Genomic DNA, 22,254 nt, shown 5'->3' on the forward strand with positions numbered 1-22,254 from the left:
TGTTAGCGTTTCCGGCGGAACCGTTTATGAGGTAAACGACCACAACTTCCGCAAAGGAGTAAATATATGCTGGTCAACTGTGTGGTATATAACGATGGACATAAAGTTGCAGACAGCACACTGGAGGACGTTACTCAGTACTTGCAGCAAGCCGGTAACTTTGTCTGGGTTGCCCTGCAGGATGCGACGGAACCGGAACTGCGCATTCTGCAAAAGCAGTTCAATCTGCATGAACTGGCCGTGGAAGATGTATTTAATGGCTTGCAAAGGCCTAAGGTGGAAGAGTACGACGAACATCTTTTCGTCATACTTCAGGCTCCGGCCTACCACGGCAAAGATCTGCATATGGGGCAGATCAATATTTTTGTCGGCAGCAATTTTGTGCTTTCCGTCCGTCAGGAGTGTGAGCAAACCCTGCTGGGCGTCCGTGCCCGGGCCGAACGCGAGCCGCATATGCTCAAATACGGCTCTGCCTATGTGCTTTATGCCCTGTCTGACGCCATTGTCGACCTGTTTTTCCCGGTCGTAGATATGCTGGATGATGAACTGGAACAACTGGAAACCGTGATGTTTCACAATCAGGATGCGCGCCAGAACATGGAGCGTCTATATGATTTCAAATACAAAAGCAATGTGTTACGCCATGCATTACTGCCTCTGGCAGACGGCTTCAGCAAACTGTTTGGCGGACGGGTCCCCGCCCAGATAGATGGTGCAGAAAACTACTTCCGAGATGTTCATGATCACATCATGTTGCTCAACAGCCAACTGGATACCATCCGTGACACCATTTCCACAGCCATTCAGGTCAATCTTTCCCTGATTGCCATCGACCACGGCGAGGTCAATAAAAAACTGGCGGGCTGGGGTGCCATTCTGGTGCTGATTACCATTTTTACGGGCATCTGGGGCATGAACTTTGAATACATGCCGGAATTGCACTGGAAATTCGGATACCCCATGGCCCTGACCGTCATGGCCGGATCCTCCTATTACCTTTACCGTCGCTTCAAAAAAGCCGGCTGGATTTAGTTTTCAGAGATCCCCCCACAACGCCTGCAACACGGCGACTGCTGCAACAGCAGCGGTTTCCGCCCGCAGAATGCGTGGCCCCATATGCACCTTTTGAAAACCATGGGCACTTGCCGCCGCCAGTTCTGAACTGCTCAGTCCACCTTCAGGCCCGCTTAACAACGTCACTTCCGACTCGGGGTGCAGCAGTTCACGCATTTTCGCATTCTCCGGCGCAGGGTCCAGAACCAGACCCCGCCCCCGGCACAAGGACCAGGCATCACTCAGAGCCATAGGCGGCAGCACCTTCGGAATGCTTGTCGCGCCACTCTGCTCACAGGCTGCAATCACCATATCCTGCCAACGCTGGAGGCGTTTTTCGCCGCGCGTCTCTTTAATCTGCACGACGGCATGCTGGCAAGCCACTGGTTGAATCGTCTGCACGCCCAGCTCTACGGCTTTTTGCAGGCTCCAGTCCCAACGTTCCCCGCGCATCAAGGGCAACCACAGATGAATCATGAGCGGAGAACGTGTTTGCCGCACAAAACGCCCGCTGATCAGGATTTCGGCGCGATTACCGGAAATGCCTTTCAATGTGCCGGCATAGACGCAACCATCCCCGTTGAAGAGGGTCAGCTCCTGAGCAATGCGCGCGCGCAGTACTTTCAATAAATGATGGCTGGGCTCCGTGGGCAAAAGAAAAGCACCGCTTTCGGGCAATTCGGAATCAGCGTATAAATGAATGCGCGGCATCACTGTAGACTTTCAGCAAGAAATAACCCGCATATCATCGCAGCGCCGTAGTAGTGGGTCAAAATTCACGGAGACGGGCATGTCCAGAATCAATGAAATCGACCAGCAATGGGTGGGGAAATTGCTGCGCACCAGTGCCGAGCGTTTTGTTCTGCCGCGTTTTCATACCGTAGTCAGCAGTCGCAAGCCTGACGGCAGCATCGTTACCAGCGCCGACATAGACAGCCAGAATTTTCTTCAGGATATGCTGGCCGCCCGCTATCCCGATATTCCCTTGCTGGGTGAAGAGATGCCCCGCGCAGAACAACAATCCCTTTTGGAAAACAGTGATGCACTCTGGTGCCTGGACCCTCTGGACGGCACCAGTAATTTTGCCGCCGGGGTGCCGGTTTTTGGTGTCTCTCTGGCCCTGCTGGAAAAGGGGCACTCGGTCATGGGCTGGATTTATGATCCGGTACGCGCTGAACTTTTTTCAGCCGTACAGGGAAAAGGGGCTAAAATTGATGGGGCTATGCTCCACACGCGCGAAGCGCCGACACTGAAACACTGCGTAGGGGTGGTGGATTACAAGCGACTGGATCGAAATCTGGCCCTGCGCATCATTGATGAACGCCCCTTTCATAGCCAACGTAATTTCGGTTCATCCGTATTGGAATGGTGTTGGCTGGCGGCGGGGCGCTATCATTTTTATTTGCATGGTGCCCAGCAACTCTGGGATCGCGCCGCAGGCGCATTGATTCTCCAGGAAGCCGGGGGTCAAATTTCCCAGTTCAATGGTCAGGCTCTTCAGGAAAAAAACCTGAAGCCACGCTCTGTTCTGGCCACACTGGATCCGAATTTGCACCAGACCTGGCGAAACTGGCTGGAGCATGTTAGCGACCTGCCCCCGAGTTCCCAAACGCGGCCCATTGATTTATGCTAAAACGAATTATGTCTTCTATCTAATTCCGCCACTGAAGGGAACAAGCTTATGTCATCCATAGGTAGTCTTGCGCTGTCTCTACTCCCCGTTACCGAATCTGCCGCCCGCGCTGCCAGCGACTGGATTGGGCGAGGTGAAAAAGAACTGGGAGATGGGGCCGCTGTGGATGCCATGCGCGCTGCCATTGCTCTAGTCCCCATGCGCGGCGTGGTCATCATCGGCGAAGGCGAAAAAGACGAAGCGCCCATGCTCTACAACGGTGAGCAGGTCGGATCGGGCACCGGTCCGGAAGTGGAAATCGCCGTGGATCCCGTCGAAGGCACCACCTTCTTAGCCCAGGGCATGCCCGGTTCCATTTGTGTACTGGCTGCAGCCCCCAAAGGCAGCATGTTCCAGCCCGGCCCCGCCTATTACATGGACAAGTTGATTGTCCCCGCCCCGGCACGCGGCAAAATCGATCCCGAAGCACCTATGAAAGCCAAACTGCAGGCACTGGCCAAATCTCTCGGCAAAGATGTTAAAGAATTGCGTATTTTCCTTCTGAAGAAGCCCCGTCATGACGCCATGATCCGGGAAATTCAAGCCGCAGGCGCGACGGTTCGCCTGCAGACAGACGGTGACGTCAGTGGTGGCATCATGGCAGCCCTGGGTACCAAAGTGGACGCGATGATGGGCATCGGCGGCACACCCGAAGGCGTCATCTCGGCCTGCGCCGCCCGTGCCATGGGCGCAGATATGTTTGGCTGCCTGGCCCCGCAAAAACCCGGCGAAGCCGAAGCGATTGCCGAAGCAGGCCTGAAAGTAGGTCAATGGCTGAGCCGTGATGAACTGGTTTCCAGCGACGACGTGCTTTTCGTCGCGACTGGCCTGACTTCCGGCGACATTCTTGATGGCGTTACCCGTTCCCACTACTTTGTAGAGAGCGAAACCCTGGTCATTTCCGGTCACGACGGTATTTTACGTCGGGTCCGCACCCACCAGCGCGCCGACTGACATTTTCATTTATCCAAGGAGTGAGTTATGACTGTAACCCGTACTGATCTGGCCAATGCCATTCGCGTTCTGGCCATGGATGCCGTCGAAAAAGCGAACTCCGGCCATCCCGGAATGCCCATGGGCATGGCGGACATCGCCGAAGTCTTGTGGAATGATTTTCTGGTACACAACCCGGCCAATCCGCATTGGGCCGGACGTGACCGTTTCATTCTTTCAAACGGTCATGGTTCGATGTTGCAGTATGCGCTCCTCCATCTGAGCGGTTACGATTTGTCCATTGATGATCTTAAGCAATTCCGTCAGTGGCACAGCAAAACTCCCGGTCATCCCGAATATCGCGATGCGCCCGGCGTCGAGACTACCACAGGCCCCTTGGGTCAGGGTGTTGCCAACGGAGTGGGTATGGCCCTGGCGGAACGTATGCTGGCTGCCCAGTTCAACCGCCCCGACCATGAAATCGTCAGCAACTACACTTATGTGTTTCTCGGCGACGGCTGCCTCATGGAAGGGGTTTCCCATGAAGCCTGCTCTTTGGCCGGGGTCTGGGGTCTGAACAAGCTTGTCTGTTTTTACGATGACAATAACATTTCCATTGATGGTCATGTGGATGACTGGTTCGGGGACGATACCCCGGCGCGTTTTGAAGCCTACGGATGGCATGTCGTTCGTCATGTGGATGGTCATGATCCTGAAGCCATCAAAAAGGCCATTGCTCAGGCCCACAAACAGACCACCAAGCCGACCCTGATTTGCTGCAAGACCGTCATTGGTCATGGCTCACCCAACAAAGCCGGCACCCACGATGTACATGGAGCCGCGCTGGGCGCTGAAGAAGTTGCCCTGACGCGCAAGAATCTCGGCTGGAGTGGTGCACCCTTTGAAATTCCGGAAGCGATTTACCACGGCTTTAATGCCAAGGCCAAGGGCGAAAAAGCGGAGAGCGACTGGAAGGAAAAGTTTGCCAAATACAAGGCCAACTTCCCTAAGGAAGCGGCCGAATTTGAACGGCGCCTGAGCGGCGAAGCCAGCCCCGAATTTGACGCCGCCATTGCCCGGATGATCAGCGAGTTCCGCAAGGAAAATCCGAAAATTGCGACCCGTGTTGCCTCGGGTAAAACCATTCAGGGTATTGCGGCCTCACTGCCCGAGTTTCTCGGTGGCTCCGCCGATTTGACGCCTTCCAACAATACCCGCTGGAAAGAAGCGATTGACATCGGCAAGCACCGTTTGATGGGTAATTACATTCACTACGGCGTGCGTGAATTCGGCATGTCGGCCATCATGAACGGTGTGTCATTGTATGGCGGCTTCCTGCCCTTTGGTGGCACCTTCCTGATTTTCTCGGATTACAGCCGCAACGCGATCCGCATGTCAGCCCTGATGGGTATTCGTGTCGTCTATGTCATGACTCATGATTCCATTGGTCTGGGTGAAGATGGCCCCACCCATCAGCCGGTCGAGCAGGTCAATAGCTTGCGCCTGATCCCCAACCTCAACGTCTGGCGTCCTGCAGACGCCGTGGAAACCGCCATTGCCTGGGAATCTTCCGTCAAGCTGCAGCGTACGCCTTCCTTGCTCGCGCTCAGCCGTCAGAACCTGCCGGCACTGCCCCATACGGATGAAACCGTAGCCAATGCCCGTCGTGGTGGCTATGTCATCAAGGATGCCGAGGGTGGTAAGGCGCAAGGCATTTTGATTGCTACCGGTTCTGAAGTTGAACTGGCTCTGGCCGCCCAGGCGAAACTGGCTGAACAGGGTCACGCCGTTCGCGTGGTTTCCATGCCTTGTATGGACATCTTCGCCGCGCAGGATGCTGCTTATCAGGAAAGTGTTTTGCCGGCCAGCATCAGCAAGCGGGTCGCCATTGAAGCAGGCACCACGGGACTCTGGTACAAATACGTCGGATTGCACGGAGCCGTCGTCGGTATTGATCATTTCGGGGCTTCCGCTCCGGCAGCGACGCTCTTCGCCAAATTCGGCTTCACTGTGGACAACATTATTGCCCAGTTCCAGGCGCTTTGAATTCATTTGCAATTTTGAGGAGTAAATATAATGACCATTCGCGTAGGTATTAATGGTTTCGGCCGCATCGGCCGCATGGCTTTCCGCGCCATCGCCAAGGAAGCAGAGTTCAACAACATTGAAGTCGTTGCCATCAATGACTTACTTGAACCTGCCTATCTGGCTTACATGCTGCAGTATGATTCAGTTCACGGCCGCTTTCAGGGTGAAGTCAAGGTTGAGGGCAATGATCTCGTCGTCAACGGCAAGAGCATCCGCCTGACCGCCGAACGCGATCCTGCCAATCTCAAGTGGGGCGATGTAAACGTAGATGTAGTCATTGAGTCTACCGGCTTTTTCCTGACGGGCGAGACCTGTCAGAAGCATCTGGATGCCGGCGCCAAAAAAGTGGTGCAGTCTGCGCCCTCCAAGGATGACACCCCGATGTTTGTTTACGGGGTAAATCACAGCAAGTATGCCGGTGAAAAAATCGTATCAGCAGCTTCCTGCACCACCAACTGCCTGGCGCCCATCGCCAAGGTGCTGAATGATCATTTCGGCATCAAACGCGGCCTGATGAGTACAGTGCATGCTACTACCGCGACCCAGAAAACCGTTGATGGTCCTTCTGCCAAGGACTGGCGCGGTGGCCGTGGCATTCTCGAAAACATCATCCCTTCTTCCACGGGTGCTGCCAAGGCCGTGGGCAAGGTGATTCCGGAGTTGAACAAAAAACTGACCGGTATGTCTTTCCGAGTGCCCACTTCTGACGTTTCGGTGGTTGACCTCACCGCCGAGCTGAATAAGGAAACCAGCTACGAAGAAATCTGCAAGGCCATGAAAGCCGCCAGTGAAGGTCCGCTCAAAGGCGTTCTGGGCTACACTGAAGCCTCAGTGGTTTCCACCGACTTCCGTGGCTATCCGACCCCGTCCATTTTTGACGCTGGTGCTGGCTTGCAGCTGGATCCGACTTTCGTCAAGGTAGTGTCTTGGTATGACAACGAATATGGTTATACCTGCAACATGATGCGCTTCGTCAAGCACGTCGCCAGTCACTGATTATCACTGCAAACTGGAGATGGCATCATGCATGTTTTGACTTTTGAAGACCTGTGCAAGCGTGGCCTTGCCCAAGGCAAGCGGGTTTTTATCCGCGCTGATCTCAATGTTCCCCTGAGCAAGGAAGGGGCCATTGCCGACGACACCCGGGTGCGGGCGTCTGCACCTGCGGTCCAAATGGCTCTGGATGCCGGTGCCGGCGTCATGATCACCTCACACCTGGGTCGCCCCACGGAAGGTGAATTCAAACCCGAAGACTCTCTGGCACCGGTGGCCAAGCGACTTTCCGAGTTGCTCGGTCGTCCAGTCCGTTTGCAGGCGAACTGGGTGGACGGTGGTTTTGAAGTCAAGCCAGGTGATGTGGTTATGCTCGAAAACTGCCGCATCAACAAGGGCGAAAAGAAAGATGACGATACTTTGGCGCAGAAATACGGAAAACTATGTGACATTTTCGTCAATGACGCTTTTGGTACCGCCCATCGCGCCGAAGCCAGTACCCATGGCATCGCCAAGTATGCACCGACTGCCTGTGCTGGCCCCCTGCTGGTGGGTGAACTGGATGCGCTCGGTAAGGCCCTGCAGAATCCCAAACGACCATTGGTGGCCATTGTTGCGGGTTCAAAAGTATCCACCAAGCTCACCATTCTCAAATCACTGGCCGATAAGGTAGATCAGCTGGTGGTAGGCGGTGGTATTGCCAATACCTTCATTCTTGCCGAAGGTCATGGAGTGGGTAAGTCGCTCTGCGAGGCTGATCTGGTCCCCGAGGCAAAAGCCATCATTGCCGCTGCCAAAGCCAAGGGTGGCGCGGTTCCCCTGCCTACGGACGTGGTCGTTGCCAAGGAATTTTCGGCCACGGCACCAGCTCGTACCTGTACAGTAGCCGACATTGCCGAAGACGACATGGTTCTGGATATCGGGCCTGATACCGCCAAAGCGTTGGGCGAGATTCTCAGAAAAGCGGGGACCATCGTCTGGAACGGCCCGGTAGGCGTTTTTGAGTTTGAAAGTTTCGCGGGGGGAACCAAGGCCATTGCCCAGGCTGTCGCCGAAAGCACGGCATTTTCCATTGCCGGTGGTGGCGATACCATCGCGGCCATCAATCAGTTCCATATTGAAGACAAAGTTTCTTACATCAGTACCGGTGGCGGTGCCTTTCTGGAATTTCTGGAAGGCAAAACCTTACCGGCCGTTGCCATACTTGAAGAACGTGCACGAGGTAACAACGCTTGATACGCCGGACGAAAATCGTCGCAACCCTAGGCCCTGCCAGTTCTGATGTGCAGGTCATCGATCGTCTGATCGAGGCGGGCGTCGATGTCGTCCGCCTCAATTTTTCTCATGGTTCCCCCGAAGACCACGTGCAAAGAGCGGAAATGGTGCGCGAACGGGCACGTGCCCATGGTCGCGCCATTGGGGTCCTGGCCGATTTGCAGGGCCCGAAAATCCGCATCGGCAAATTTGCTGATGGCAAAATTCATCTGCAAGAAGGCGAACCCTTTATTCTGGATATTCACTGCAGCATGGGAGATCAAACCCGGGTGGGGGTGACTTATCCGCAGCTGGTCAGCGATGTTGATCGTGGTGCCACACTGCTGCTGAATGATGGCATGATTGTGCTCTGGGTCGAGAAGGTTCAGGGCGGCGAAATTCATACCCGGGTAGTACAGGGTGGTGAATTGTCCAACAGCAAGGGGATCAATCGCGCCGGTGGTGGCCTGACCGCGCCGGCCCTGACCGATAAGGATCGGGCCGACATCATCACGGCCGCCCAACTGGAAGCCGATTATCTGGCGGTTTCCTTTCCGCGCAGTGCAGCAGATATGGATGAAGCACGTCGCCTGTTTCGTGAAGCCGGAGGACATGGTGCCCTGGTTGCCAAAATAGAACGTGCCGAAGCGGTTGATGCGATTGAAGAAATTTTGGCAGTATCCGAGGCCATCATGGTCGCCCGGGGAGACCTCGGGGTGGAAATTGGCGATGCAGCCGTTCCTACAGTCCAGAAGCGCATTATCGCTCTGGCCCAAAAACATAATCGCCTGAGTATCACCGCCACCCAAATGATGGAGTCCATGATTCATCAGCCCATACCCACGCGTGCCGAAGTTTCCGACGTGGCAAATGCGGTTCTTGATGGTACAGATGCCGTCATGTTGTCGGCAGAAACGGCAAGCGGCGCTTATCCGGTAGAGGCCGTGGCGGCGATGGACCGTACCTGTCGCGAAGTTGAACGGCATGCCCCCAGCACCAACACCCTGCAGATTATTGATCGCCCGCTGGCCGGAGTGGATGAAACCATCGCAGCTGCCGCGCTTCTGGCTACCCTGCGCTCATCTATCGCCGCCATTGCCGCCTTTACCGAAAGTGGCTCTACCGCATTGTGGTTATCGCGGGCTAATCCCAAGGTACCCATTTATGCTTTGACGCCCCAGGTGTATACCCGCCGTAAGGTGACTTTGTACCGTGGCGTTCATCCGGTGAATTTCCCCCAAAACCGTCATGATGATCCTGTGCAGGTGATGCGCGCTGCCGAAGATGAGCTGCGTCGTCGTGGTGCAGTACGCGACGGAGATCTTATGTTGATTACCATTGGTGAGCCCATTGGCTCTCCGGGCGGAACCAACACCCTGAAACTGGTCCGCGTAGGAGATGTCACCCATCGCGGTTAGACAAAAACACCGGTATGACGGGCGGCTTGCAGTTTGCCTATCCCGTCTATAGGATTGATTAGAAACCAACCATTTTTCATTCACGTTTAGGAGAAGTGCTATGGCCCTCGTTTCACTGCGCCAGCTTTTGGATCACGCTGCAGAACACAGCTACGGAATTCCCGCATTTAATGTCAACAACCTCGAACAGGTTCGTGCCATCATGGAAGCCGCCGCTGCTGTGGATGCGCCGGTTATCCTGCAGGCATCTGCGGGTGCCCGCAAATATGCTGGTGAACCCTTCCTGCGCCACCTCATTTTGGCGGCCATTGAAGAATATCCCGATATTCCTGTCGTCCTCCATCAGGATCACGGTGCCAGCCCAGCCGTTTGTATTCAGGCCATCCGCTCCGGATTCTCCAGCGTCATGATGGACGGCTCCCTGATGGAAGATGCCAAAACCCCGGCCAGCTACGATTACAACACCGCCGTCACTGCCAAAGTGGTTGAAATGGCCCATGCTGTAGGCGTTTCTGTGGAAGGTGAACTGGGTTGTCTGGGATCCCTGGAAACCGGCATGGCTGGTGAAGAAGACGGCGTCGGCGCCGAAGGCTGCCTGACCCACGACCAGATGCTGACCGATCCGGAAGAAGCCGCCCAATTTGTGAAGGCCACCAAACTGGATGCCTTGGCTATCGCCATTGGTACCAGTCATGGCGCCTACAAATTTACCCAGCCGCCAACCGGCAAGGTACTGCGTATTGACCGGATCAAGGAAATTCACGCCCGTATTCCCGATACTCACCTGGTCATGCATGGCTCCAGTTCCGTGCCCCAGGAATGGCTGAAAATCATCCACGAATTTGGTGGTGACATTGGCGAAACCTATGGCGTGCCCGTCGAAGAAATTCAGGAAGGCATCAAAAACGGGGTGCGCAAGGTCAATATAGACACCGACCTGCGTCTGGCCGCCACGGGTGCTGTGCGCCAGAGCCTTTACAAAAACCCGAAGAACTTCGATCCCCGCAAGTTCCTCACGGCTTCTCTGGATGCTATGCGCGACATCTGCCGTCAGCGTTTCGAAGCCTTTGGTACGGCCGGCAATGCCAGCAAGATCAAGGTCGTTCAGCTGGATGACATGTTCAAACGCTACAAGAAAGGTGAACTGGATCCCCGCGTCACTGGTCTCTGAAGCGATTCCGGTTTTTGCAACCGGCGAGGGCGCACGGCGCTCTCGCCCTGTTTTGGAGGCCGTATGACACAATTCAAGATTTCACCCTCCATTCTCTCTGCTGACTTTGCCCGCCTGGGTGAAGAAGTGCGGGCAGTGGATGAAGCTGGCGCCGACTATATTCATGTTGACGTCATGGACAACCATTTTGTACCCAACCTGACTATTGGACCGCTGGTCGCTGCGGCTATCAAACCCCATACCCAGAAGCCTCTGGATGTGCATTTGATGATTGCCCCGGTGGATGCCATCATTCCCGAGTTTGCCAAGGCCGGTGCCAACATCATCACCGTGCATCCGGAAGCGACCATTCATCTGGATCGCACCATTCAGTTGATCCATAGCCTCGGTTGCAAGGCTGGCGTGTCGCTCAATCCCGGAACGCCCCTCGATGTGCTGGACTACGTCCTGGAAAATCTGGACCTGGTACTGGTCATGAGCGTCAACCCCGGTTTTGGCGGTCAGAGTTTCATTGACTACACCCTGCGTAAGATCGAAGCCATCCGCAAGCGCATTGACGCTACCGGCAAGCATATTGAACTGGAAGTAGATGGTGGCGTTAAAGTCGATAATGTGCGCCGGGTCGCCGATGCTGGTGCCGATGTATTTGTCGCCGGCAGCGCCATTTATAACACTCCAGACTATAAAGCTACCATTGCGGCTTTCCGCAAGGCACTGGCGGGTTAAATGACGGTGCAACTGAACGTCAGCGCACCCTTCACGGCGCGAGTGGTACTGCTGGATCTGGACGGTACGCTCATTGATACCGCTCCGGATCTGGCGGGAGCCGCCAACCACGCCCTTCGCAAACTGGGGCGTCAACCTGCCGGGATGCCGGTGATTCGCGGCTTCATCGGCAATGGCGTACGTGAACTGATGCGCCGGGCCCTGAGTATTCAGCAGGAACCCAGCGAAGCAGAACTGGACGCCGCCATGGTCGATTTCAGTCGATACTACGGAGAGCATCTGCTGGATCACAGTCAGATTTATCCAGGCGTAAGCGACACCCTCAAAGCCCTTCAGGCGCAAGGCCGGGAGCTGGTCTGCATCACCAACAAGGCCAAGGCTTTTACCGAACCCCTGTTAAAACGTCTGGAGTTATATGACTTTTTTGGCCTGGTCCTGTCTGGTGACAGCCTTCCCAAAAAGAAGCCGGATCCATTGCAACTCCTGCATGCTGCTGCCCACTTTCATCAGCCGGTAGGTGACTGTTTGTTGGTCGGAGATTCCTGCAATGATACCCAGGCAGCCCGCGCAGCTAGCATGCCCGTAGCTTGTGTAACCTATGGATATCATGGTGACGAACCCGTACACACGCTCAATCCCGATGCTGTACTGGACAATATGAGTGAATTATTGGATATTCTCGCCTGAGACAGGAGTAACGGAAATTATGCGGAAATTGGAACGTGCGGGAAAACGATGGCGTTGCTGCTGAAAAGCAGTGCCCTTCTTTTTATCGTTCCAACGAGGTGATCCGTGATTTCTGAAGCCACTTTTGCTGCCCTGGCAAACCAGGGCTATAACCGCATTCCCCTTTCCCGCGAGGTCATTGCCGACCTCGATACCCCTCTTTCCGCCTATCTGAAACTGGTGGATGGTCCCTATGCCTATCTACTCGAATCCGTTCAGGGCGGTGAAAAATGGGGGCGTTACTCCATCATCGGGCTCCCTGCCCGGCAGATCATCCGCGTGCATCACGGGTTGGTGACCGTTCATAATGAGGGGGTCGAAACGGAACGGGTCCAGCCGCAAGACCCGCTCGAATGGATCAGTGCATTTCGCGCGCGCTTTCGGGTCGCGCCCCTGGAAGAAGCCATTGATGACCGTTTCAGTGGCGGACTGGTCGGTTACTTCGGATACGATATTGTTCGCTATATTGAGCCGCGTCTTGCGCGTAGCGCAACCCTCCCTGATCCGCTCGATCTGCCGGAAATCCAGTTGCTGGTGGCCGATGAACTGCTGATTTTTGACAATTTACGTGGAACCATCCGTCTTCTGGTTCATGTGGATCCCAGTCAAGACAAGGCCTATCACCAGGGTCTTCAGCGCCTGGATGCGCTGCAGAAGCGGCTACGACAAAGCGCCATGCCGCCGCCCCCCCCCGTGCAAACCCGCAGGGTGAGGGAAGAAGACTTCACCGCCAGTTTCAGCCGTGAGGGATACATGGCCGCAGTGGATCACATCAAGGACTACATCGCTGCTGGCGACGTCATGCAAGTCGTGCCTTCGCAACGCCTGTCCACCGAACTGAGTGCCCATCCTCTGGACCTTTACCGGGCCCTGCGGGGCGTCAATCCTTCTCCCTACATGTTTTATGTAGATCTGGACGACACTTATCTGGTGGGCTCTTCGCCAGAAATTCTGGTCCGGGTGGAAGACCAGCAGGTCACCGTACGCCCCATTGCCGGAACCCGTCCCCGGGGCAAAACCCGGGCAGAAGATGAAGCCCTGGAAAAAGAGCTTCTGGCAGACCCCAAAGAACGTGCCGAACATCTCATGCTGATTGATCTGGCCCGCAATGATGTGGGCCGAATTGCCGAAGTCGGTTCGGTCACGCTGACGGATTCCTTTGGCATTGAACGCTACTCCCATGTCATGCACATTGTTTCCCAGGTCACTGGTCGGCTGCGCCCGGAGCTGGATGCCATGGATGCCCTGCGTGCCAGCTTTCCGGCGGGCACCGTATCAGGAGCGCCGAAAATTCGTGCCATGGAAATCATCCGGGAAATCGAACCAGTATCCCGAGCCGTATATGCCGGGGCCGTGGGCTACTGGGGCTGGAATGGCAACATGGATACCTGCATCGCCATCCGCACTGCAGTCATCAAAAACGGCACCCTGCATATTCAGGCCGGAGGAGGCATTGTGGCCGACTCCGAACCCGCAGCAGAGTGGGAAGAAACCATGAACAAGCGCCGCGCCATGTTCCGGGCTGTAGCACTGGCCGAAAACGGCCTCGACCCCGAAGGGAGGGCAGATCATGCTGCTCATGATTGACAATTACAGACTACGCCACCTGCATTCTGTTGTCGGAGTAATGCCTTGTGCTAAAATATTCTTACTAGGTAAGAGGGGAATGTTGCCATGTTAACAACTGTTTCCGATAAAGGCCAAGTTGTCATTCCGGTGGAAATCCGTCGCCGCTTGGGCATCACCCCCGGCTGTCAACTCGATTTCAGCCTGGAAGGTCATGTCATCCACGCCGAGGTGAAGCGCCAAGTCACTCAAACCGCTGCCGAAGACGGCTTTGGCATGCTGGTTTGCACGCGGCCGGGCAAGCGCCGTCTTGCCGATTTTGATGTCGCCCTCGCCATGCGGGAAAGCAAAGATGATCGCCCTTGATACCAACATTCTGGCACGTTTCTATGTGGCTGACCCGGCTGACCCCGAGGCCGCCAGACAACGACCGATTGCCCATAGACTCCTGACCGAATCTCCCCAGGTGTTCGTGCCCCTGACCGTAATCCTTGAGCTCGAATGGGTCTTGCGCGCCTTTTATGGCTTCGCGGACGAGGATTTCGTCAGGGTCGTCAAACATCTGCTTGGTCTGCCCAACGTCAATGTCGAGGAATGGTCGCGCATCGCCGATGCCTTGGCCTGGCACACAGAGGGGCTGGACTTCGCCGATGCCCTGCACTTGCTGGCCAGCAGCCACTGCACGGAATTCATAAGCTTTGATGACCGTCGCTTTGCGCGCCGCGCCAAACGTCTTGGTGTTACACCTGCAGTCGTTGTCCCTGCCAAGTAGCCGTCGCTAAAGAGGGTATGAAAGGGCATGATTCGCGAGTGTTTTATGGTTGAATGCATAAAAATCAATAGGATGGTGAAATTATGCTGCTCATGATCGATAATTACGATAGCTTCACCTACAACCTGGTGCAGTATTTTGGTGAGCTTGGTGCAGAAGTACGGGTAGAACGCAATGACGCCATTGATATTGCCCGCATTGCAAAACTGGCTCCCAGCCATATCTGCATCTCGCCCGGTCCCTGCACCCCCAATGAAGCGGGCATTTCCATTGCCACCATCCAGCACTTTGCCGGAAAAATCCCGCTGCTGGGCGTTTGTCTCGGCCATCAGGCCATCGGTCAGGCTTTTGGTGGCACGGTGATCCGCGCCGATCAGGTGATGCATGGCAAGACCTCGCCCATCCATCACCATGGTCAGGGAATCTTCCACGACCTGCCCGATCCCTTTCCCGCCACCCGTTATCATTCCCTGATTGTCGAACGCGACAGTCTGCCAGAGAGTCTGGAAATTACGGCCTGGACGGAAGCGGGAGAAATCATGGGCTTACGTCACCGCGCATTGGCCGTGGAAGGGGTGCAGTTCCACCCTGAATCCATTCTCAGCGAATGTGGTAAAACCCTCCTCCAGCACTTCTTACAGGGAGAAGCAACCCGATGATGGTCCGCGACATTCTTGAACAAATTGCCGCCGGGCAGGATTTGTCCCGAGAGCAAGCCCAGCATGTATTTGCCGGAATCATGGCCGATGACTGGACGCCTGCGCAAATTGGTGCCCTCCTCATGGGCCTGCGCATGAAGGGACAACGGGTCGAAGAACTGGTTGGTGCCACCCTGGCGCTGCGCGCCTGCATGACCCGGGTAGAAGTTTCCACCGATCATCTGCTCGACACCTGCGGGACCGGCGGAGATGCCCTGAGCACCTTCAACATTTCCACGGTATCTGCCGTCGTCGCAGCAGCGGGGGGCGCCCGGGTAGCCAAACACGGCAACCGTTCCATGGTCAGTCGCAGTGGCAGTGCAGATGTTCTGGAAGCTGCGGGTCTGCCCATGGATATGGACCCCGAAGCGGTGGCCCAGAGCATCGAAAAAATCGGCATCGGCTTCCTGTTTGCACCGGCGCATCATGGTGCCATGCGCCATGCCGTCGGTCCGCGCAAGGAACTGGCTATTCGCTCATTGTTCAATTTGATGGGTCCCCTGAGTAACCCGGCGGGAGCCCCGCATCAGGTGCTCGGCGTATATGCCGAACGCTGGCTGATGCCACTGGCCGAAGCGGCACGGGAACTGGGCTCCCGTCACGTACTGGTGGTTCATGGTCATGACGGCCTGGATGAAATCAGTCTTTCTGCCCCCACGGACATGGCCGAACTGAAGGATGGGGTGATTTCGCGCAGCCGTATTCAGCCGGAGGACTTCGGTATTGCGCGCGCACCGCTTGCCAGCCTGCAAATTAACAGCGTAGCAGAAGCATTGTCGGCCGCTGAAGAGGTCCTGCAAAACCGGGCTGGACCGCGCCTGGATGTGGTTTTACTGAACGCGGGGGCGGCACTTTATGCGGCAGATGTGGTACCCGATATGGCGGTTGGTGTGGTGTTGGCAAGAGACATTTTGAAGTCAGGAGCTGCCTGGAATAAATGGCAGGAATTACTGGGCAAAAACCAATAAAGGATCCGTATGACGGACATACTCCAGGAAATTATTACCCGCAAACACGCTGAAATCATTGAACGCAAGGCTCGCCTTGGCCTGGTTGAATTGCAGGAATCTGTAGCCCTGAGCGGGCCAGCGCGTGATTTCATCGGTTCTATCCGCAGTAAAATCGGCGCCGGGCAAGCCGCAGTCATCGCCGAAATCAAAAAGGCCTCCCCTTCCGCAGGCATTATCCGGGAAGATTTCAATCCCGTCAGCATTGCCCAGGATTACGCAGCCCACGGCGCTGCCTGCCTGTCAGTACTGACGGATGAACATTATTTTCAGGGCGCCGACATTTATCTGACGGCTGCCCGGGAAGCTTGTTCCGTTCCAGTGCTGAGAAAGGATTTCTGCATTGATCCCTATCAGGTCTGGGAAGCACGCGCCATTGGCGCAGATGCCATCCTCCTCATTGTCGCGGCGTTGTCTGATGAACAACTGCAAACCCTGGAAGAATCTGCACATTACCTGGGTATGGCCGTACTCGTCGAAGTACACAACAGCGCAGAACTCCAGCGTGCCCTAAAATTGCGTACTCCATTGATTGGCATCAATAACCGCGATCTGCATCGCTTCGTGACCGATATTGAAACCACCCTGCAGTTACTTCCACAGATACCCGAAGACCGCATTGTGGTCACCGAAAGCGGCATTCGCCAGGTTGAGGATGTCCTGCAACTGCGTGCGGCGGACGTCAACGCTTTCCTCGTCGGCGAAGCCTTCATGCGCGAAGCGCAACCCGGTGCGGCTTTGAGTAAGCTGTTTGGTTTACATGACGCCCATATTGTCATCTAATGATAGATTGTTGTTCAAAAGTAAAAGGGGGCGACGCATGCAGACACGCGTACAATGGATGGGCCCGGGTCAAATGAGTTTTGTGGCCAATGCTGACAGTGGTCATGCCTTGGTCATGGATGGATCCGCAGAAATTGGTGGACACAATCTCGGCGCACGTCCCATGGAAATGTTGCTCATGGGTCTCGGTGGTTGCGCGAGCATTGACGTGGTCATGATCCTGCAAAAATCCCGGCAGGCCATCCAGCAATGTGTGGTTGACATCCAGGCCGAACGGGCGGATACCGACCCCAAGGTATTCACCAAAATACACCTGCATTTTATGGTATCCGGCAACGCACTGGATCCCAAGCGAGTAGCACACGCCATCAGCCTGTCGGCGGAAAAATACTGTTCAGCCAGCGTCATGCTGGGGAAAACAGCGGAAATCACCCACGACTTTACAGTCGTCGACGAATCCTGAGGATGTTTTCATGCTACTGAGTAAAACCAGCGAATATGCTTTACAAGCATTAATTTATCTTGCCGCCCAACCGGAGGGCGAACCGGTGCTGAGCCGGGATATTTCCGATTATCTGCGGGTTCCGGCCCAATATCTGGCAAAAATCCTTCAGGATCTGGCCAAACGCGGGGTACTGGATTCTTTTAAGGGCCGTGGTGGTGGCTTTGTGCTGAGGCCGGGAGCCGACCAGATGAACATTCTGGATATTGTCGAAGTGGTGGAAGGACAACCCTTCGGCCAGGGTTGCGTGCTGGGACTCAAGGCCTGTGCCGACGAAACCGCCTGCCCGGTCCACTATCAGTGGAAGCCTCTGAAGGCCGAAGTCATGAGTTTACTCGGCAAGCAAACCATTGGCAGCATGGCAGAAGCCGTACGGGCCGGTCGTTACCGTATTCATCTGCCGGGGGGTTCAGAACTCCATATCCGGCCGTTGGCCACCAAAAACCAGGCATCCTGAGTTTTCGGGAGGCTTAAATCCAGAGTGCTCCCTGCGTCAGCACCCTGGAAAACGCCGCCATGGCCATCCGCACCGGCATGGGCAGTTTCCCGGCACCCAGGGATTCTGCAGTCTCGGCATGTCCTACTTCATCATCCCGCATCTGCGCCACCACGGCCCGGCTGCGATCATCATCAGCCGGCAGGGTATCCAGGTGCCCGTTCAGATGCTCTTCCACCTGATTTTCCACCGCCACCACCAGACCGAGATTGGCTGCACGACCCTGGCGGGCGGCGAGAAAGCCCATGCTCCAGCCCGCTCCGTACCAAAGAGGGGATAAAAGACTGGGACGACTGTTGAGTTCTTGCAGCCGGGTCTGGCACCAGCGCAGATGATCTTCTTCTTCGCTGCGGGCATGTTCCAATTGCGCGCGTAATTCTGGATCAGAGGTACCTGCCGCCTGGCCCGTATACAGGGCCTGCGCCATCACTTCACCGGCATGATTGACCCGCATCATTCGCCCTGCCTCCTGACGTTCCCAGGGACGCAGCAAGGTATCGGGCACCGCCCGGCCGGGATAGGGGCGATTACTCCCGACGTGCTGACCGGTCAGGGTACGCAGGGCATTATCCAGATTGGCGACAAGCAAATCGCTGAGCATGATTTCTCCGTACGCTGTTTGTAAAAGCTGATTCGGGTATGATGTCCCTGAGCAGAGAAAGGGTCAACGCTTATGGAAGAAGGTTTTTATCAACGGCACATGTTCATTTGCCTGAATCATCGCGACAATGGTGAACAGGCCTGCAACAACAGCGGGCTGGCCGACGAAATGTTTCATCTGGCCAAGAAACATGCCAAATCCCTGGGTATTCATGGTGATCATCAGGTCCGCGTCAATCGCTGTGGCTGCCTGGGACGCTGCCAGGAAGGCCCGGTGGCCGTCGTTTATCCGGACGCCATCTGGTACACTTTTGTCGATGGAGATGATGTGCGGGAAATTGTCGAATCCCATCTGCGTGACGGGGTTCCCGTAGACAGGTTGCGCATCTGATGCTGCCCATAGACCGCAGTCACCTGTATGACGGAGGGGAGCTGGCGGGCCTGGAATGCGTCGGCCAGAAAGTCCTCATCCCCGGCCCGGCAGGTGATCTGGAAGGCCTTACCGCCTGTCCTGAAAAGGAAACCCGGGGGGCAGTGGCCGTCCTTCTCCACCCGCACCCGCTCTATGGCGGCACCCTGCACAACAAGGTGGTGCACTATCTCAGCAGAACCTTCAACCTGCTGGGGATTCCCTCCCTGCGCTTCAATTTTCGGGGCGTTGGCGAAAGCGCCGGCAGTTATGACGACGGCCGGGGGGAAACAGAAGACTGTCTGGCCGTCCTGAATTGGGTGCAGGAAAGACGTCCGGGTTTTGATATCTGGCTGGCCGGATTTTCTTTTGGCGCTTACGTGGCCTATCGGGCCGTACACCGTCATCCCCATATCACGCGCCTGCTGACGGTGGCCCCGCCCGTCAATCTGTTCGACTTCCAGCACCTGTCGCCACCCCGCTGTCCCTGGACCCTGATTCAGGGTGAGCAGGACGAGTTGGTACCCGCAGCCAACGTCAAACAGTGGCTGGCAGCCTTACCCGTCAACCCCACAACCCTGCTGCTGCCTGCGGATCATTTTTTTCATGGTCAACTCAACACCCTGCAGACAGCGCTGCTGCAATCCCTTGCAGACGACGTAGCCAAAATGCGCTATACGGGAACAAGCCCCTGTGCTCAATCCCGCTTTTCTTGAACTGAAACATCTGCACAAGCAGTACGGTAACCGTGAAGTCCTGCGGGGGGTGGATTTTTCCATTCCTGCGGGTAGTTGTTATGCCCTGGTAGGACCCAATGGCGCGGGCAAAAGCACCACCGTACGGGCTATCCAGGGCCTCACCCCCCTGGACGGCGGAGAAATCCGCATGGATGGACAGGCCCTTTCCACCTTGGGGGCAGCGGGCCGTGCCAGAATCGGCGTCGTTCCGCAAATGGACAACCTCGACCCGGATTTTACTGTAGAAGAGAACCTCTGGACCTACGGACGCTATTTTCGTCTTCCCAAGACCAGAATCTGTCAACGCAGTGCGGAATTGCTGGATTTCATGGCCCTGAGCGGCTACGCCCGGCAACCTATCTCCGCCCTGTCTGGTGGCATGCAACGTCGCCTCACCATTGCCCGCGCGCTCATCAACGCGCCGCAGCTCCTGCTGCTGGATGAACCGACCACCGGACTCGACCCGCAGGCACGGCACCTGATCTGGCAACGTCTGCGGGACTTACGCCGGCAGGGAACCACCCTGTTGCTCACCACCCATTACATGGACGAGGCAGAACGACTTGCCGATCAGGTCGGCATTATTGATCAGGGTCACATTCTCGCGCAGGACACCCCCGGAGGTCTGATTGAATCTCATATTCCCGGTGAAGTGCTGGAGTTGCGCCGCCTGGATGGCAGCACCCCGGATCCCGAAAACTGGCATCAACAGCAGGTAGCGCTCAGTGAAAGAGTCGGGGACACCCTCATTTGTTATGGGCAGAACCTGCAGCAAGTGCTGGCGCATTTTGTCCATAACCCGGATTACCGATGGTTGCAGCGTCCCGCCAGTCTTGAAGATGTATTTTTAAGACTCACAGGCCGCAATCTGCGTGAGGACGAGCACTGATGTCCTGGCAAGATGCCATTCCCAATCCCGGAGCCCTGGCTGTGGTACAGCGCAATTTCGGGGTATGGCGGAAACTCCTGCTCCCCAGCATGCTTGGCAATTTCGGTGATCCATTACTGTATTTACTGGCTTTGGGTTATGGACTCGGGCATTTTGTCGGACACATGGACGGCATGCCCTACATCACTTTTATTGCTTCGGGCATTGTTGCCAGCAGTGTCATGAATACGGCGAGTTTTGAGGGATTGTATTCGGCTTTTACCCGGATGAGCGCCCAACATACTTATGCCGCCATGCTGGCCACCCCCTTACGGGTCAGCGACATTCTGGCCGGCGAGGTGCTCTGGGCTGCCATCAAAGGCCTGATCAGTGCTATCGCCATTATCATCGTGGCCAGCTTTTTCGGGGCTATTCAGGGACCCTGGGTATGGCTGAGCATTCCGGTCATTCTGCTGTCGGGATTAAGCTTCGGCAGCCTCGCCCTGGTCATGACCGCCATGGCCCGCAGTTATGACTTTTTCATGTACTACTTCACCCTGGCTGTCACCCCCATGTTTTTATTTTGCGGGGTATTTTATCCTTTGCACTCACTCCCCGCCTTTGCCCAGGATATTGCCCAGGTATTGCCGCTGACCCATGCAGTAGCCTTGATGCGCCCACTATTGACCGGACAACTCCCCCGGCAAGTGCCTTACCATCTCGGCGTTCTACTGCTATATACCGTAATTCCCTACCTGATCGCCTGGCGTTTACTGGTCCGACGCCTGTTGCGCTGACAGATTAAGTTGCTCCTTGGCAACAGCTTGTGGACTCGCGACCATATTGACTATAGAATTAGAATAATTAAATATACAAATATGATCTAAATGAGGAGCGAGCGTATGAAACCCATTGTTGAATGCTTTTTTGATGAAGCCACGTTCACCGCCAGCTATCTGGTCAAAGAGCCCGAGGGCCGCTCTTGCGCCATTATTGATCCGGTCCAGGATTTTGATTATGCCAGCGGGCGCACTTCGCACAGCTCGGCTGACAAACTCCTTGCGCGCGTCCACGAGGAAAATCTGCAGGTTGAGTGGATACTCGATACCCATGCCCATGCCGATCACCTCAGTGCGGCACATTTTCTCCGCAAGGAACTCGGCTGCAAAATAGGCATCGGGGCTGACATCACCCGGGTGCAAAAAACTTTCGCCCAGATCTATAACGAGTCCGATCAGATTCCTCAGGATGGCAGACAGTTTGACCATCTCTTTGCCGATGGCGAGACTTTTACCATCGGCAAACTGTCCGTGCAGGTCATGCATACGCCCGGCCACACACCCGCTTGCCTGACTTACGTCATCGGCGACGCGGCCTTTGTCGGCGACACCCTGTTCATGCCGGACTACGGCTCTGCCCGCTGTGATTTTCCGGGTGGTAGCGCCGAGACACTGTACCATTCGGTGCAACGCATATTTGCGCTTCCGGAGGAAACACGTCTGTTTGTTTGCCATGATTACAAGGCTCCGGGACGTGACGAATACCGCTGGGAGAGCACAGTCGCCGAGGAAAAAGCCCACAACATTCATCTCGGCAATCATCGGAGTCTGGCCGATTTTGTTGAACTCCGCCAAAAAAGGGATGCAACCCTGGCCATGCCCAAACTGATTTTGCCAGCACTTCAGGTCAATATCCGCGCTGGCGAGCTCCCCCCGAAGGAGGATAACGGCGTCGCCTACCTCCGCATTCCTCTCAATGCGGTTTAATTTGCCCCGAAGCAGA

25 protein-coding genes are annotated in these 22,254 nt (G+C 55.7%); 23 read left to right on the forward strand and 2 right to left on the reverse strand.

Going from position 1 to position 22,254, the window contains the following annotated elements:
• Window positions 1-66 precede the first annotated feature (66 nt).
• Complete coding sequence (corA, locus tag BLW97_RS13820) at window positions 67-1,032, forward strand: magnesium/cobalt transporter CorA (protein ID WP_031573842.1); 966 nt, start codon at window positions 67-69, stop codon at window positions 1,030-1,032.
• A 3-nt stretch (window positions 1,033-1,035) separates the two neighbouring features.
• Here corA and BLW97_RS13825 read toward each other — a convergent pair whose 3' ends face one another.
• Entirely contained in the window at window positions 1,036-1,764 is a 729-nt protein-coding gene (locus tag BLW97_RS13825; RefSeq protein ID WP_010642486.1) for a 16S rRNA (uracil(1498)-N(3))-methyltransferase, read from the reverse strand.
• A gap of 79 nt (window positions 1,765-1,843) precedes the next feature.
• Between BLW97_RS13825 and BLW97_RS13830 the strand changes: the two genes are divergently transcribed.
• From BLW97_RS13830 to BLW97_RS13910, 17 genes are all read left to right on the forward strand, one after another.
• Window positions 1,844-2,686, forward strand: a complete 843-nt coding sequence (locus BLW97_RS13830; protein ID WP_075323461.1) for an inositol monophosphatase family protein — start codon at window positions 1,844-1,846, stop codon at window positions 2,684-2,686.
• A 48-nt stretch (window positions 2,687-2,734) separates the two neighbouring features.
• Entirely contained in the window at window positions 2,735-3,679 is a 945-nt protein-coding gene (glpX, locus tag BLW97_RS13835; protein WP_010642489.1) for a class II fructose-bisphosphatase, read from the forward strand.
• Between the two features lie 27 nt (window positions 3,680-3,706).
• Window positions 3,707-5,704 carry a transketolase gene (gene tkt / locus BLW97_RS13840; protein ID WP_075323462.1) on the forward strand — a complete coding sequence of 666 codons (1,998 nt, stop codon included), beginning with the start codon at window positions 3,707-3,709 and terminating at the stop codon, window positions 5,702-5,704.
• 30 nt (window positions 5,705-5,734) lie between these two features.
• Window positions 5,735-6,742 carry a type I glyceraldehyde-3-phosphate dehydrogenase gene (gene gap / locus BLW97_RS13845; RefSeq protein WP_010642491.1) on the forward strand — a complete coding sequence of 336 codons (1,008 nt, stop codon included), beginning with the start codon at window positions 5,735-5,737 and terminating at the stop codon, window positions 6,740-6,742.
• Between the two features lie 27 nt (window positions 6,743-6,769).
• Window positions 6,770-7,975: a phosphoglycerate kinase gene (locus tag BLW97_RS13850; protein ID WP_075323463.1), complete on the forward strand. Its 1,206-nt coding sequence runs from the start codon at window positions 6,770-6,772 to the stop codon at window positions 7,973-7,975.
• Window positions 7,972-9,411, forward strand: a complete 1,440-nt coding sequence (gene pyk, locus BLW97_RS13855; protein WP_024893188.1) for a pyruvate kinase — start codon at window positions 7,972-7,974, stop codon at window positions 9,409-9,411. Before BLW97_RS13850 ends, pyk begins: the two co-directional genes overlap by 4 nt.
• A gap of 100 nt (window positions 9,412-9,511) precedes the next feature.
• Window positions 9,512-10,582, forward strand: coding sequence for a class II fructose-bisphosphate aldolase (gene fba / locus BLW97_RS13860; RefSeq protein ID WP_010642497.1), 1,071 nt, complete (start codon window positions 9,512-9,514; stop codon window positions 10,580-10,582).
• Window positions 10,583-10,645: 63 nt separating this feature from the next.
• Window positions 10,646-11,308 carry a ribulose-phosphate 3-epimerase gene (gene rpe / locus BLW97_RS13865; protein WP_010642498.1) on the forward strand — a complete coding sequence of 221 codons (663 nt, stop codon included), beginning with the start codon at window positions 10,646-10,648 and terminating at the stop codon, window positions 11,306-11,308.
• The gene (locus BLW97_RS13870; protein WP_031573857.1) at window positions 11,309-11,995 is read left to right on the forward strand and encodes a phosphoglycolate phosphatase; all 687 of its coding nucleotides are present in this window, start codon (window positions 11,309-11,311) and stop codon (window positions 11,993-11,995) included.
• A 105-nt stretch (window positions 11,996-12,100) separates the two neighbouring features.
• Entirely contained in the window at window positions 12,101-13,621 is a 1,521-nt protein-coding gene (trpE, locus tag BLW97_RS13875; RefSeq protein WP_075323464.1) for an anthranilate synthase component I, read from the forward strand.
• 87 nt (window positions 13,622-13,708) lie between these two features.
• Window positions 13,709-13,966, forward strand: a complete 258-nt coding sequence (locus tag BLW97_RS13880; RefSeq protein WP_075323465.1) for an AbrB/MazE/SpoVT family DNA-binding domain-containing protein — start codon at window positions 13,709-13,711, stop codon at window positions 13,964-13,966.
• Complete coding sequence (locus tag BLW97_RS13885; RefSeq protein ID WP_075323466.1) at window positions 13,953-14,372, forward strand: type II toxin-antitoxin system VapC family toxin; 420 nt, start codon at window positions 13,953-13,955, stop codon at window positions 14,370-14,372. The genes BLW97_RS13880 and BLW97_RS13885 overlap by 14 nt, the downstream gene beginning before the upstream one ends.
• 83 nt (window positions 14,373-14,455) lie before the next feature.
• Complete coding sequence (locus BLW97_RS13890) at window positions 14,456-15,031, forward strand: anthranilate synthase component II (protein WP_075323467.1); 576 nt, start codon at window positions 14,456-14,458, stop codon at window positions 15,029-15,031.
• Window positions 15,028-16,038, forward strand: coding sequence for an anthranilate phosphoribosyltransferase (trpD, locus tag BLW97_RS13895; RefSeq protein ID WP_075323468.1), 1,011 nt, complete (start codon window positions 15,028-15,030; stop codon window positions 16,036-16,038). Before BLW97_RS13890 ends, trpD begins: the two co-directional genes overlap by 4 nt.
• Window positions 16,039-16,047: 9 nt before the next feature.
• Window positions 16,048-16,860, forward strand: coding sequence for an indole-3-glycerol phosphate synthase TrpC (trpC, locus tag BLW97_RS13900; RefSeq protein WP_075323469.1), 813 nt, complete (start codon window positions 16,048-16,050; stop codon window positions 16,858-16,860).
• A gap of 37 nt (window positions 16,861-16,897) precedes the next feature.
• Complete coding sequence (locus BLW97_RS13905) at window positions 16,898-17,323, forward strand: OsmC family protein (RefSeq protein ID WP_010641088.1); 426 nt, start codon at window positions 16,898-16,900, stop codon at window positions 17,321-17,323.
• A 10-nt stretch (window positions 17,324-17,333) separates the two neighbouring features.
• Window positions 17,334-17,819 (forward strand): RrF2 family transcriptional regulator, encoded by a 486-nt coding sequence (locus BLW97_RS13910; protein ID WP_010641086.1) that lies wholly within the window; start codon window positions 17,334-17,336, stop codon window positions 17,817-17,819.
• A gap of 13 nt (window positions 17,820-17,832) precedes the next feature.
• Here the strand turns inward: BLW97_RS13910 and coq7 are convergent, their stop codons facing one another.
• The gene (gene coq7, locus BLW97_RS13915) at window positions 17,833-18,459 is read right to left on the reverse strand and encodes a 2-polyprenyl-3-methyl-6-methoxy-1,4-benzoquinone monooxygenase (protein WP_031573872.1); all 627 of its coding nucleotides are present in this window, start codon (window positions 18,457-18,459) and stop codon (window positions 17,833-17,835) included.
• Between the two features lie 72 nt (window positions 18,460-18,531).
• On the opposite strand from coq7, the gene BLW97_RS13920 reads away from it, so the two are divergent.
• From BLW97_RS13920 to BLW97_RS13940, 5 genes are all read left to right on the forward strand, one after another.
• Window positions 18,532-18,849: a (2Fe-2S) ferredoxin domain-containing protein gene (locus BLW97_RS13920; RefSeq protein ID WP_024893179.1), complete on the forward strand. Its 318-nt coding sequence runs from the start codon at window positions 18,532-18,534 to the stop codon at window positions 18,847-18,849.
• Window positions 18,849-19,583 carry an alpha/beta hydrolase gene (locus BLW97_RS13925; RefSeq protein WP_075323470.1) on the forward strand — a complete coding sequence of 245 codons (735 nt, stop codon included), beginning with the start codon at window positions 18,849-18,851 and terminating at the stop codon, window positions 19,581-19,583. Before BLW97_RS13920 ends, BLW97_RS13925 begins: the two co-directional genes overlap by 1 nt.
• Window positions 19,561-20,493: an ATP-binding cassette domain-containing protein gene (locus tag BLW97_RS13930; protein WP_075323471.1), complete on the forward strand. Its 933-nt coding sequence runs from the start codon at window positions 19,561-19,563 to the stop codon at window positions 20,491-20,493. The genes BLW97_RS13925 and BLW97_RS13930 overlap by 23 nt, the downstream gene beginning before the upstream one ends.
• Window positions 20,493-21,269: an ABC transporter permease gene (locus tag BLW97_RS13935; RefSeq protein ID WP_024893176.1), complete on the forward strand. Its 777-nt coding sequence runs from the start codon at window positions 20,493-20,495 to the stop codon at window positions 21,267-21,269. Before BLW97_RS13930 ends, BLW97_RS13935 begins: the two co-directional genes overlap by 1 nt.
• Window positions 21,270-21,374: 105 nt before the next feature.
• Window positions 21,375-22,238, forward strand: a complete 864-nt coding sequence (locus BLW97_RS13940) for an MBL fold metallo-hydrolase (protein ID WP_075323472.1) — start codon at window positions 21,375-21,377, stop codon at window positions 22,236-22,238.
• Window positions 22,239-22,254 lie beyond the last annotated feature (16 nt).

Source organism: Acidithiobacillus albertensis, from assembly GCF_001931655.1.
GTDB classification, from domain to species: domain Bacteria; phylum Pseudomonadota; class Gammaproteobacteria; order Acidithiobacillales; family Acidithiobacillaceae; genus Acidithiobacillus; species Acidithiobacillus thiooxidans.